General features: G+C 57.0%; 14 protein-coding genes. 12 read left to right on the top strand and 2 right to left on the bottom strand.

Going from position 1 to position 12,916, the window contains the following annotated elements; genetic code table 11:
• Nucleotides 1-64 precede the first annotated feature (64 nt).
• From J2S31_RS03380 to J2S31_RS03325, 12 genes are all read left to right on the top strand, one after another.
• Nucleotides 65-661, top strand: coding sequence for a hypothetical protein (locus J2S31_RS03380; RefSeq protein ID WP_237097653.1), 597 nt, complete (start codon nt 65-67; stop codon nt 659-661).
• 385 nt (nt 662-1,046) lie between these two features.
• Nucleotides 1,047-2,075: a hypothetical protein gene (locus tag J2S31_RS03375; protein WP_237097652.1), complete on the top strand. Its 1,029-nt coding sequence runs from the start codon at nt 1,047-1,049 to the stop codon at nt 2,073-2,075.
• Between the two features lie 28 nt (nt 2,076-2,103).
• Complete coding sequence (gene fliD / locus J2S31_RS03370; RefSeq protein WP_237097651.1) at nt 2,104-3,924, top strand: flagellar filament capping protein FliD; 1,821 nt, start codon at nt 2,104-2,106, stop codon at nt 3,922-3,924.
• A 4-nt stretch (nt 3,925-3,928) separates the two neighbouring features.
• The gene (locus J2S31_RS03365) at nt 3,929-4,366 is read left to right on the top strand and encodes a flagellar export chaperone FlgN (RefSeq protein WP_237097650.1); all 438 of its coding nucleotides are present in this window, start codon (nt 3,929-3,931) and stop codon (nt 4,364-4,366) included.
• A 23-nt stretch (nt 4,367-4,389) separates the two neighbouring features.
• The gene (locus tag J2S31_RS03360; RefSeq protein ID WP_237097649.1) at nt 4,390-4,842 is read left to right on the top strand and encodes a hypothetical protein; all 453 of its coding nucleotides are present in this window, start codon (nt 4,390-4,392) and stop codon (nt 4,840-4,842) included.
• A gap of 127 nt (nt 4,843-4,969) precedes the next feature.
• Nucleotides 4,970-6,457, top strand: a complete 1,488-nt coding sequence (gene aroE / locus J2S31_RS03355; RefSeq protein WP_237097648.1) for a shikimate dehydrogenase — start codon at nt 4,970-4,972, stop codon at nt 6,455-6,457.
• Nucleotides 6,458-6,515: 58 nt separating this feature from the next.
• Nucleotides 6,516-7,952 (top strand): glutamate-cysteine ligase family protein, encoded by a 1,437-nt coding sequence (locus J2S31_RS03350; protein WP_237097647.1) that lies wholly within the window; start codon nt 6,516-6,518, stop codon nt 7,950-7,952.
• Entirely contained in the window at nt 7,940-8,965 is a 1,026-nt protein-coding gene (locus J2S31_RS03345) for a M14 family metallopeptidase (RefSeq protein WP_237097646.1), read from the top strand. Before J2S31_RS03350 ends, J2S31_RS03345 begins: the two co-directional genes overlap by 13 nt.
• A 4-nt stretch (nt 8,966-8,969) precedes the next feature.
• Nucleotides 8,970-10,004, top strand: coding sequence for a hypothetical protein (locus J2S31_RS03340; RefSeq protein ID WP_237097645.1), 1,035 nt, complete (start codon nt 8,970-8,972; stop codon nt 10,002-10,004).
• A 182-nt stretch (nt 10,005-10,186) separates the two neighbouring features.
• Nucleotides 10,187-10,903: a hypothetical protein gene (locus J2S31_RS03335; RefSeq protein WP_237097644.1), complete on the top strand. Its 717-nt coding sequence runs from the start codon at nt 10,187-10,189 to the stop codon at nt 10,901-10,903.
• A gap of 73 nt (nt 10,904-10,976) precedes the next feature.
• A complete protein-coding gene (locus tag J2S31_RS03330; protein WP_237097643.1) occupies nt 10,977-11,219 on the top strand; it encodes a type II toxin-antitoxin system HicB family antitoxin in 243 nt (80 codons plus the stop codon).
• Nucleotides 11,220-11,222: 3 nt separating this feature from the next.
• The gene (locus tag J2S31_RS03325; RefSeq protein ID WP_237097642.1) at nt 11,223-11,450 is read left to right on the top strand and encodes a type II toxin-antitoxin system HicA family toxin; all 228 of its coding nucleotides are present in this window, start codon (nt 11,223-11,225) and stop codon (nt 11,448-11,450) included.
• A gap of 172 nt (nt 11,451-11,622) precedes the next feature.
• On the opposite strand, the gene J2S31_RS03320 is transcribed toward J2S31_RS03325, so the two are convergent.
• On the bottom strand, nt 11,623-11,868 hold the full coding sequence (locus J2S31_RS03320; protein ID WP_237097641.1) for a hypothetical protein: 246 nt from the start codon (nt 11,866-11,868) through the stop codon (nt 11,623-11,625).
• A 552-nt stretch (nt 11,869-12,420) separates the two neighbouring features.
• Nucleotides 12,421-12,771 (bottom strand): rhodanese-like domain-containing protein, encoded by a 351-nt coding sequence (locus J2S31_RS03315; protein WP_237097640.1) that lies wholly within the window; start codon nt 12,769-12,771, stop codon nt 12,421-12,423.
• Nucleotides 12,772-12,916 lie beyond the last annotated feature (145 nt).

Below are 12,916 nucleotides of genomic sequence, written 5' to 3'. Positions count from 1 at the left end.
CCATCACCGCCATCTCCGGCGGCGGCGGTCTTCTTCTACCTCAACACTCTCACCAGGTCTCCGCATGAAAATCTATATCAACGGCACCGAAGACAACACCTCCTACACGCAAACCCGGCTGGGCGACCTGCTGGAGCACATCCAGAAAGAAACCCTGCAAGAAGACCAGTTTCTGTTCAAAATCCGCGTCAACGAAAAAAGCGTCGAGTTCGGCTCCAATGAAACCAAGGAAACCCCCCTGACCGAGGTACAGAAGCTGGAAATCGAAACCTCGAGCATGAACGACATGGTCAACGAAAACATCCAGAACGCCATCGGCTACCTGGAACGCCTCATTCCCGGCCTCGAACAGGTAGGGAACATGTTCCGCGACGGCAACCAGCAACAGGCCAACCAGTTGTTCATGGACGTGGTGGACGGCATCGACTGGTTCTCCCAGTTGGTGGAGCTGGTGGTTCAGGCCCGTCAACTCGATGTCAATGCCGTCCAGTACAATGGGAAAACCCTGTCCGACCGCAAACAGCAATTGCTGACCATGACCCAGTCCGTACTGGAGGTGCATAAGAAACAGGACTGGATTCGTCTGGCCGATCTGCTGGAGTACGAGTTTTTACCTTATTACAAGGACTGGCTGGAGGTCCTGCCCCAACTCAAAAACTGACACCACCTTTTCCCGGCCACCCCCTGCCCCAACCTGCAACTCCGCTTTTCCAATCATTTAAAAAATCAAAAAATTTTTATTTTTGCCTAAAGTATTATGCCCGCCTGCCGTTAAGGATATCAGGACGGGTTTGCTCCGGCGTTCTGAGCCGGGCTTCCTTTCCATCAGACCCTTTAAAATCAATCTGTTTTGTGAACATTTCCGGTTCATAAAGGATTTGAAGGGTTGTAGGCCATCCGGCCGGTTTGACATTTGTTTATTTTTTTTCAGGACCGACGGGAATAACAGATTGAAGTCCGCCTGTACTTCTTAACGGCGGATAAAAATGAGACTTTAGGGCAATTTTGGGTTCCGGACCCGCGATCATTCCGGAAGGCAGGGCCTCATGGCAGAAATCGACAGCACTTTTCCATTCAACCGGCTGGGGCTTCCCCTCTTGGGGGAAAACGGCAACGGCGAAGAAACGGGCGCGCTGTCCCGCCTGCGCCGGGCGCAGGAAGAACGGCAGGAACAGCGGGAGGCAGAACGCCTGCGCACCCGGGAATCGGAAAACGAGGCCGACTCCCGCCTGCGTCGTGCGCGCGAACCCGAGCCGCGCCCGGTGGAGGATGTGGTGCGCCGGGAAACGGAGACGGAACCCGCCCGCAGGTTGGACCTCGGCGTGGAACGCCGTTTCGTCGGGGAGCCCAACGAACAAACCGGCCTGCGTTTCGATGAGAACAACCCAGACAACCCGAGACCCTTCACCCCCATAGAGCAGGCCATCGCCGCCGTCATCCGCAGGCCGGGCAACCTGGAGTTGCGGCCGCAGGCAGGGGACGCTTTGGGCACGGAACCAGGCGGGGAAGGTCCGGTGGGCGAACTGGTGCTTCCTCTCGACCCTCCGGTGCTCGACCGGCGCCTGCCGCGTCCTCCGGAACCGGAGCCGGAACTCCAGCAACGGCGGGAGGAGCCCCCTCCGGTCGAGGCCGCCCCTGAGCCGCGGAACCGGGTGCGGGAGGAACCGGACAGCAACATCGAGCGGCTGGTCGAAAATCCCGGGGCCCTACGCTCCAATTTCCTGGAAACGGACCCGGCCCTGCGCGCCAACCGCGAATTGCGGGACTTCCTCGCGGAGAACCGGGACACCGCCAATGAAAACCGCGCACCCGCCGGTGGTGAGCAGGCAAACCGCCTGTTGAACGAAACCCAACCCACCCTGCCTCCGGGAGCCCAGCCGGAAACCGTGGCGGCCCGGCAGGAAGAAGCCCGGCAGGCCCGGGTGGAAGACGCCCAACGCACCGAGAATATCCTCGAAGCCCGGCGCGCCGAACGCGAGCGCCGCGAGGAAGAACAGGAAACCCGTCCCCTCAGGCAGGTCGACCCGGAGTCGCTGGTGACCCGCCGGGGATTCAACATCAACCAGATCATCTAACCGTTTCGGCAATGTGGGAGAACCGGTCATGGCCCTTGCGGGGTTGAGCAGTTCACTGGTCAATACGTTCAATCTTTCCCTGACGGGAAAGCTGAACCTCAACGCGCGCCTGCCGCAGGAAGAAAGCACTCCGCCCGCCACCCCGTTTCCGAACCGGGCCAACATCCTGACCGACTCGTTCACCTTCGTGAACCGGGGCTTTCCGGTGATCGACGATTTGCGCGGGCCGCTGGATGCCCTGCGCGTGGCCTCGACCGGACGTTTCCTCACCGAAAACTTCCAAAACACGGGCCTGCCCGCGCTCGACGACTTCAATAAAAAGGAACGGGTGGTTCAATTGCAGAACGACGCCCTGCGCGATCTGCGCACCCGTCTGCAAACCCTGCGGGAATCGGTGCAGACCCTGCGCGAGAAAGGTGCGCTCAACCTGTTTTCCGGATTTTCCGCCGACCCGGATGTGGTGGAAGTGGCCGCGGGGGGTGAGGCGTCGGCCTCCCGCTTCTCCATATCTGTCCTGCAAACCGCCACCCGCGACAAACTGGTCTCCAATGTGCAGGCAACGGGAGCGCTGGGGCTGAGCGGCAGTTTCTCCGTCAACGGAGTGGAGGTCACGGTGGAGGCGGGAGATTCGCTTTTGGACATCGCGCTCAAAATCAACCGCGGCGAGGATACCAACGGCAACGGTGTGCTCGACGGGCCGGAAGACTTCAACGGCAACGGTTCGATCGACATCATCGAGATCGAACCCAGCGAGTTTTTTGAAGGCCTGTTCGTCATCGAAGACGCCAACAACAACGGCGTGCTCGATCCGACCGAAGACGCCAACGGCAACGGCCGGCTGGACGGCGGCACGGCGGAAACCGGGGTGACTGCCGCCGTGTCCTCCGATAACCGGCTGGTCCTGCTGGCGGAAGAAGGCGGCCGCATCAACCTCGACGATCCGGACGGCATCCTTCTGCAATTGGGCTTCTTCGCGCTCACTCCGGAAGGCGCCTCGGTGCAGAAGGACACCCAGTTGGTGACGATCAACGAAAGGCTGGTGGACCTCAACAGCATCGCGGGCCGGGCGAAGATCCAGGTGGACGGCAAAACCTTTTCCAGCGATACCAACATCTTCACCAACGTTGCGGAAGGGGTGACGCTCACCCTCAACGGCACCTCTACCGATGCGGTACGCGTGCGGGTGTTCCTCGATGCCGCCTCCGCCGCCGGGCAAATCGAAACTTTTGTCGATCGGTTCAACGATGCCCTCACCGCTTTCAACAAAATTCTAGGAGACGACCGCCTGTTCGCGCGCGACCTGGATATTCAGACCCTGCGCAGTGATCTGGTGCAGGGTTCGCAGGACACGCTCCGCGGGGTCAACGAACAGGATGCGGTGACGCAAAGCCGGTCGCCGGGGCAACAGGACATCCGCTCGCTGGGCATCGATGCGGTGAATGCGGAAAAAGCCTCGTTTCAGGAAGTGGGGTTGGGCACCGCCGTGCGCTCCCTGCGCGACAACATCCGGGACCTGTTCCAGCACGTCGGCAGTAAGCTGTTCCGGGAGTTGTCCGCCATCGGCATCCGCACCCAGTCCGACGACACCCTGCAGGTCGACCGGGCGCAGTTGGAACGCGCGTTGACCCGCAACCCGGAAAAAGTTTTCGATATTTTGACGAACGCCGACAATGGTATCCTGACCCGGCTGGACCCGATACTCGAGCAGGCGCTGGATGAAAGCCTGGGCATTCTGGATTTTAAAGAGGAACAAATCCAGCAGTTGGCGCAGGTTCCATCCAAAATCGCAGAGCTGTTTCAGGACAACGCAAGAAACGATTTATTGAGAAACCTCATCGCCGTGGTGTGATCTCATGCAACCCGACCTGTCCGCCAAAATCATGAAAGGCCTCGAAACGCAGAAGGCCGGTTACGCCCACCTGCTGGAACTGGCGGACCAGCAGAAAGCGGCCATCATCGCAGACGACGACGCACGCCTGCGCGAATTGGTGCGGAATAAGGAACAGCGCCTCCAGGATTTGCGCCGGGCGGAAAAGGGATTGCTGGAAACGGTGGACACTCTTTCCCGCGCGGAGCGTGAACACATGCGTGAGCAGGCCGCCGCCTTGCAGGAAGAGGTTGTGACCCTTATGGAAAAACTGATCGAAATCGAAACCGACTGTGCGGAACGGCTGAAATCGAAAAAACTGGAAACCCGGGACGAATTGACGGACCTCAAACACCGCAAGCAACGCATCCAGGGGTACGGCACGTTCCGCCAGAAAGGCACCGGGTTTTCCGGCGACGCCTGATTTCAAGGAGTGAATAGAACCACATGGACCTGAGCGTAAATCAAATTTCGCGTGCGTTCCGGGTTTACGAGAGCCAGACCCGCATCGCCGACCTGAACCGGCAGAGCCACCTGCGCACGGTGCAGGGACAGACCGATGTGGTTTCTCTGTCCTCGGAAGCCCAACGCCTGTTTGCGGAAATGCGGGCCCGGCAGGAAGCCGAGCCTGTACTGCGCAATTTCAGATTCACCACCCTGCCTCCGCCTCCCTTTCTGCCGCAGGCCCAACACGCATCCACGTCGCAGGCCCAAGACGCTTTGCAACCCACCGCCCCACTCCTCTTCCAGGGAACCGGGACCGCGCGCAACGCGGCAAGGAACGAGGAAAAGCCATCGGACCTCGAAATGCTGGATTTCCTCAATATCGCCAACACCCAGGACCTGGAAGAAGAGGAATCCGAAGCCTTGCATTTACGCCGGGGCGGCCGCCGCTTTTGAAAACGGGATGAAATTCCCCATCCATTCGCACATTCCCCTCACTGGATTTTCCCCACCGCATCGGGCATAATCGGGACTCGCCGCGTTCGCGCACCCAATTGTTTTTTCCATCATTCAACGAGGTTTCATGATTTGCGTTCCCATCGTCGGTCCCACCATGGACCGCGCGCTTGAAGACATCGACGCCTGCCGCCGTGTTGCCGACTTCATCGAGTTTCGTCTCGATCTGATTGCCAGTCACGATCTGCCGCGCCTGATTGAGGCCGCGGGCAACACACCGTACATCGTCACCAACCGGGCGAAGATGGACGGCGGCCAGTTCCCCGGCACGGAAGAAGAGCGCGTCGCCGTCATCAAACAAGCCATCGAGCTGGGCGCGATGTACATCGACATCGAAACCTCCACGCCGCCGGAACTCCTGCGCTCGGTGCTGGAGAACAAGGGCAAATCGAAAGCCATTCTGTCGCACCACGATTTCACGCGCACCGACGACAAAATCGATGCGCTCTACGAGTTGATGACGCAGATGCCCGCCGACGTGTTGAAGCTCATCACCTACGCGCAGGATTTGAGCGACAACCTGCGGCTTCTGCAACTGCTCAGCCGCGCGCGCCGGGACGGGGTGAACCTGATCGCGTTCTGCATGGGCGAGAAAGGCGAGATCAGCCGAATCCTCTCTCCCATGTACGGCGGCTGGCTGACGTTCGGCTCGCTCGACCGCGGACGCGAAAGCGCGCCGGGGCAGATCCCCGCGGCCACGCTGAAACACATCTACCGCGTCAACGAACTCACGATAGACAGCAAGATTTTCGGCGTCATCGGCGACCCCGTGAACAAAAGCATGGGCTACCTCATCCACAACCGCGCCTTCCAGGAACTGAACCTGCCGCACGTGTACGTGCCGTTCTGGGTGAAAAGCCTGACGCGTTTCTTCAACACCTACCAGGCGTACTTCACCGGCCTCAGCGTCACCATGCCGTTCAAGGAAGACATCATGAAGCACCTCAACCGCATCGACCCGCTGGCGAAGAAAATCGGCGCGGTCAACACGGTGGTGCGCGAAGGCAACGACTGGGTGGGCTACAATACGGACGTCACCGGCGCCCTGTCTGCACTCAATGCGGTGACGGAGCTGAAAGGCAAACGAGTGCTCATCATCGGCGCGGGCGGCACGGCCAAGGCCATCGGCTACGGCGTCACCGAACAGGGCGCGGCGCTCACCCTCACCTACAACCGCAATAAAGAAAAAGCCGAGGCGCTGGCGCAGGAATTGAACGCGAAGCTCATCAGCATCCGTGACGTCGATGCGCACGAAACCGACATTGTCATCAACTGCTCACCCGCCGGCATGACGCCCAACACGAACGACACACCCTACCCCGCGCGCTTGCTCAAGCCCGGCATGGTGGTGTTCGACTCGGTGTACAACCCGATGGAAACGCGCCTCATCAAAGAAGCCAGGGAAAAGGGATGCACCGTGATCCCCGGCATCGAGTTGTTCGTCAACCAGGCCATCGGACAGTTGAAGCTGTGGACCGGAACAACCCCGCCGCGCGAACCCCTGCACGAAGTCGTGGAATCCCGCCTGCGCGAGCTGGAGGCAAAAGGCGTTTGATTCGCTGACGGATGCGTTATACTTTCTAAAGTGCAGTCGTTTTCCGGAGGCGCCGCCCATGGGCCTGGACATCCCGCATTCCCAGTTTTGCGACGCGGACTTTGAAGAGTTCAAGCGCCGCCTCCACCGGGAGACGGACCACCTCTCCGCCTGGTTTCGGGAAGGCGCGTTCGACGACCAGCCCGGCGCCTGCGGGTTCGAGCTGGAAGCGTGGCTGGTGGATTCGCAATACCAGCCCGCGCCGATGAACGACATCATCCTGCCTACCATCGACCACGGCCTCGTGGTGCCGGAGCTGGCCCGCTTCAATTTCGAAATCAACAGCACGCCGCAGACGCTCTCGCCCACCATGTTCCGCGACATGGACGAAGAACTGGCCGGCATCTGGGAATTGTGCGAGAACCGCGCGCAGGATCACGATTGCGGCGTGATGACCATCGGCATCCTGCCCACCATCACCGACGACGCGCTGACCGTCGCCAACATGTCCTCCAACTGCCGCTACCAGGCGCTCAACGAGCAGGTGCTCCGCCTGCGCAACGGCCGCAACCTGATCCTCGAAATCGACGGCAACGACCGCCTGCACGTGGAACATGACGACGTGATGCTGGAGTCGGTGACGACGTCACTGCAGATCCACATCCAGTCCCCGCCGCAAAACGCGGCGCGGTATTACAACCTGTCGCAGGTGCTGGCGGCGCCGATGGCGGCGGTGACGGCCAACTCGCCGTTCCTGTTCGGCAAGGATTTGTGGGACGAGACGCGCATCCCGGCGTTCGAGCAGTCGATCGCCGTCGCCAGTTTCCGCGCGGCGGACGGACGCACCATCGGCCGCGCCACCTTCGGCACCGGCTACGCGCAAAGCTCGATCCTCGAACCGTTTCTCGAAAACCTGTACGCGTACCCCATCCTGCTCCCCATCCACTTCGACGACCGCGTGGAAGACATGAGCCACCTGCGCCTGCACAACGGCACCATCTGGCGCTGGTCGCGCCCGCTCGTCGGGGTGAACGAACACGGCGTGCCGCACCTGCGCATCGAACACCGCGTGCCCGCCGCCGGACCCAGCCGGCCGGACACCATCGCCCACGTCGCCTTCCTGCTCGGCCTCATGATCCACTTCGTTCACGAGGACACCAAGCTGGAAGACGAGATTCCCTTCATGCAGGCACGCGACAATTTTTACCGCGCGGCGCGGAACGGTCTCTGCGCGGAGATCAAGTGGACGGGCAACCGCAGTGTGCGCGTGCAGGAATTGATTCTGGAACACCTCGTGCCCGCGGCACGGAAAGGACTCGAACGCGCGGGGGTCGATAAGGCAGACATCGACCATTACATCCACGGCATCATCGGCGAGCGGGTGCGGTCGGGGCAGAACGGCGCGCGCTGGCAGAGGGAGTTCGTCGCCAAACACGGACGCGACATGGCGGCGCTGACCGCCGCCTACTACCACAAACAACATTCGCACCAGCCGGTGCACACGTGGAGCGTGTGACGATGGACCTGCACCTGCTCGACGCCGTGCCGCCGGAGTTGTTCACCACCTCCGTCGAAAACCTGGGCGATGTCCTGCCCGGCCCGACGCTGTTGCGTCTCCCCGGCCGGACCGATCCGCCGTTGTTCATCTCGACACTCCTGCACGGCGACGAGCCGACGGGATTTCAGGCCATGCAGAAACTGCTGGCGCATTACCTGAGCACGGATGAAGGACTGCCGCGCAGTGTGTGGCTGTTTCTCGGCAACGTGCACGCGGCGAAGGGCAACCTGCGTCATCTCGACCAGCAACCCGACTTCAACCGCATCTGGAACGGCGGCGACCAGCCGGAGCATCGCCTCGCAGACCGCGTGGTGGAGATGGCACGGGAGAACGGCCTGTTCGCCTGCATCGACATCCACAACACGTCGGGGAAAAATCCGCCCTACTCCGCCATCAACAAGCTCGATCCCGCGTGCGTGTTTTTAGGCAAACTGTTCAGCGACAAGCTGGTGTACTTCACCCGGCCCGACACCGTGCTGAGCAAGGCGTTCGCCGGGATCTGTCCGGCGGTGACGGTGGAGTGCGGACAGGCGGGCGATCCCAAGGGCCTCGAGCGCGTGCACGGGTTCGTCGATCAGTGCCTGAACCTGACGGCGATCGTGCCGACGGGATACCGCACCGCGGATGAGTCCGTGTATCACAGCATCGGGCGCATCGAGTTTCCGGACGGGTGCACGGTCGGGTTCGATCATGCGAGAGGCAACGAGGACTTCGTCTTCGTGGAAGACCTCGACAGTTTGAACTTCCAGGAACTGCCGGAGAACACGCGCATCGGCTGGCGTCATGACGCGAGTAAGCGGTTGCAGGTGATCGACGAGACGGGGAAGGAAGTGGGCGACGAATTTTTCGTGTACAAGGGGAACGAGATACGCCTGAAGCGGGCGGTGGTGCCCTCCATGCTGACCACCAGCCCCTACGCCGCCCTCGACGACTGCCTGGGCTATTTAATGCAACGGTATGTGCTGGAGTGAGGATATGGCAAGTGAATTATGGATGGATCCCGGATTTGTTCACCATAGAAAAATTCAAAGCCTCCTTGGTGATCCAGGAATGCAGTTAATAAATAGCAATATTGCTCAAATTCCTTCCAATACACCCGACTGGCAAAAGGAGGTTCAAATTGATCATATTTACACAAAGATAATGATCGCCTTTTGCCAAACAAACGAATTTAAAACTCTTGAAGAAGTGTTATTAGACCAAAACGGACATATGTTTTGTTCAATTGTCAAAACCGAAAACTGCTCAGATATTTACGAATCAAAACGAGTTAAAGTCAAATGTCTCTCCCCCACACCATCCGATTTAAATGTAGAATTACACATCACAACAAGCCGTATACGAGGTGATACTCTTAAATCAAGATTGTACGAAGGCACAGAAGTTGGGGTTATTGCCCAATTTTTTCAAAGGGAAGGAAATACCCTAATTTTTGAACCATTAATAATTGGCCTTCCAATGATGGTCAATTCTGAAACAAGGGAAGTCCTTTGGGAATTGTACACGGATTATTACCGAATTCACTTAGAAGACTTTGATGAGTTTTCAAAAGTAAAAGAAATCGATCTACCCAAATCTTTCGATGAAATGAAAAAAATCAGAGAAAAAGTATTTAAGCAATGCCTTGGTAAGATTTTATCGGAAACAATTCAAAGTGATTGGGGTGGGGAAACCTCTGATCTCTATACCTCTCATTTACATATAAATGGAACCAGAGTGACCGCGGCATTTGCGTTAAAAGGCCGTTCCAAATTCCGGAGAATGAGACCAAGGGACTTAGGTCAAAATGGGGATCAAATTGCTCGTCTTTCTAAAGAGCCCGCTCAAGTTCTTATCATCCAACATTGCCATGATATAGACCAGTCTGTAGAGGAACAATTGAAGGTCTATGCAACTCAACCTTATAATCCTCGTCGGTACTGCCTTATCGACGGAAGGGAATCATTGAGATTGCTCAATGCTTACAACTTAACTGAGTGGGCAATAAGAGAATCAAAAAATAAGTTATGAGGGCTAACCTTTTTTCCACTCTTGGACCTGGAGCCAAGCTTGATCGAAGACGGCGACTTCGCGGGGTTTCTTAGCGGAGGCTGACCTTGCGGGCACAGCTACCTAGGGCACTTGGTGCAAAGGTATGCGTTGGGGTGAGGGATCAACATTATATTTCATAGCTTTAGTTTTTCCTGCTGACCATGAAAACAAATTTAAAACGTGCTTTGGATTTAGCTAGTGAAATTGAGCAGTTTCCTCTCGGAAACTGTGGTCCGAGTGACGACCCAGACAAGCAGACTGCCTACCTTTATGCATTTCGCGAAATTGCAAAAAGATTTATTTCAATTGTCAAAAGAATCAATGACACAAATCTTACGAAGATGATTTCAGAAATCAATGAGTCCCCGGAGCTTATAACCGAGGCTTATGATCTGCGGTCTGATCTGCTGGCTATAATTGACTACATTAATGACGCCCACCAAAACCCCGAATTTGAAAACGAAACAGGAAACCATGAACCTTTTATAAACGTTGATGTCCTTACACAGTTAAAAGCAATCAATAATCCCCGCCTTGACATTAAGAAATTGCTCAAAATGTGTGAAGAATTGAACGATGCTTACGGTAGGGGCAATTATATATCTGCTATTTTATTATTACGTGCAATCATGAACCACATACCTTCTGTTTTTAATGCAAAAACTTTTTTGGAGGTCGTGGCCAATTCTGGACGAAGTGTGAAGGGAATTTTAAGCAACTTAAATGCAAATTCTCGGCCCATAAGTGATTTTCACAATCATATTCTTATGCGTCCCAAAGAACAACTGCCAACCAAAAACCAAATAGAGCCATACAAAGCAAGCTTAGAAATTCTAATTCAAGAAATAATCACGACGCTTGATAATAGCTCGAAATAAAATTAGTGAAGTAATGGTATTCGCCTGAAAGCGGTCTATTGAGAGACACCGCTTTGTGCTATCCTGCCTGCGTATGAAAAAGACCATCCAACATAAAAGCTCCAGGCAAGCGCGGGAATACAACGCCATCGTGGAGCGTGACGCGGAGGGGTACTTCGTCGCGTCCGTTCTGGAACTCCCCGGCTGTCACACCCAGGCCAAGTCCATGGACGCTCTGGAAAAGCGCTTGCGCGAAGCGATCGAGGTGTACCTGGAAGCGCAGGAAGAACCGCCGGAACCGTCCCGGTTCGTCGGGGTTTACCGCATCAACCTCTGAGCCGTGACCGACCTCCCCCAGCTCACCGGCAAAAAACTCGTCAACCTTCTTAAAAAATCCGGTTTCGCAGTCGTCCGCAGTAAAGGCAGTCACTTTGTCCTGAAATCAGAAGACGGCCGCATGACCGTGGTTCCGGTGCATTCGGGAGAAACCATCGGCCCGGGTCTGTTGAGCAAAATCCTGCAAGACTGCGAACTCACCCGCGAAGACCTTAAAAAACTGCTTAAGTAATAAAAATCATTAAAAGCAGAGGACGCCCCCTCACCCCAGCCCGCCACTCCGTGAGTGCTCCCGTCAAGGGGGCGGGGGCCTTATTGGCGATTACATTGAGGGCACTCACCGGGAACCATCCGGTGGGTGGGATTCAAACAGTTGCGTTGATCTCAGTTTTACTTTGCAGGCGCTACCCCCGCTTCCACTCCTTGAACTGGAGCCAGGCCTGGTCGAAGACGGCGGGGTCGTAGTGTTTTTTGGTGAGGGGGGTGTCGCCTTCCGGCGAGCGGGCGACGACGATCTGCTTGTCGCGCACGTTGCTGTTCTCCATGTACATGGCGACGCCGTCGGCCATCACCGCACCGGTGCCGCGCAACAATTCCTCGCGCACTTCCTTTGGGTTGTCGGTCACTTTCATTCCGTCTTTGTTGATCATCGTCTCCTGCCTGAATATTTAAACCACAGATGAACACAGATAAACACCGATCCGGCTGAGCCGGGAAGCGACCCTCATACCCATTTCAAGTTCGTCGCCTGCGGCTCCGCGTGAACCCACTGGAGGAAAAAGCCCCCCAGCCCCCTTCGGAGAAGGGGGAGCCGGTCCCCTTGCTTCCTGCTCTTCTCCCCTCCTTACCAAGGAGGGGGATTCTAGGGGAGGTATTGAAGCCTCCTTCCTCGAGAACAGCAAAACATAAAGGCAACCCCACCTCAATCCTCCCCTTGGTAAGGGAAGGCATCTTTGAAAGTTCACACAGAGATGCTTCGTGGTCGCTCCGCATGAACCACTGGAGGGAAAAGCCTCTCCTCACCCCAGCTCGTCACTCCGTGAGTGCTCCCGTCGAGGGGAGAGAATACATAATAACGTCTTGAAGCAATGGGATGAAATCGAAATGGGGGAAGATGTGGAATTGGGCCCGCAGACCATCGCCTGGAAGGAGAGAGTTACCCTGTTCCGAGTGGGCGTGGGGTGCCGGCAGGGGCGCCGCCCCTACATCTGCGAGCGGTAGCGGGGGATGGAGGGATCGGCGATCTGCGAATAGGCGTCGATGCCGCCGATGAGGTTGTACACGGTCTCAACCCCGGATTCTTTCAGGATCTTCCCGGCGCGGAGCGACCGCTCGCCGAAATGGCAATAGACCACGATCTCGTCCTCGAACGCCAGTTCCTGAAATCGGTCTATCAGTTGATCCAGCGGAATGTGTACGGAATCCGGAAGCGCGGACAACGAATGCTCCCAGTCCTCGCGCACGTCCAGCAGGCACTCAATTTCTCCCTTGTCCAGCCGCTTTTTCAACTCCGACGGCGACATGGGCAGGATCTCCCGCGGCTCGGCATCCATAAAATAATGCGACTCCCTGAAAAAGAATCCACCTTTTTGCACCCACACCGGTGGCGGTTGCTCCATCTCCTTGATAATGTAGCATTACCAAAAAGGGTAGGTCACGTTCATTCGCTAATTTTAATGACAACTATTCACATTTTGA

The sequence above is a fragment of the Nitrospina gracilis Nb-211 genome (genome assembly GCF_021845525.1).
In the GTDB taxonomy this organism is placed as follows: domain Bacteria; phylum Nitrospinota; class Nitrospinia; order Nitrospinales; family Nitrospinaceae; genus Nitrospina; species Nitrospina gracilis_A.
This window is presented reverse-complemented; position numbering and strand designations above follow the sequence as displayed.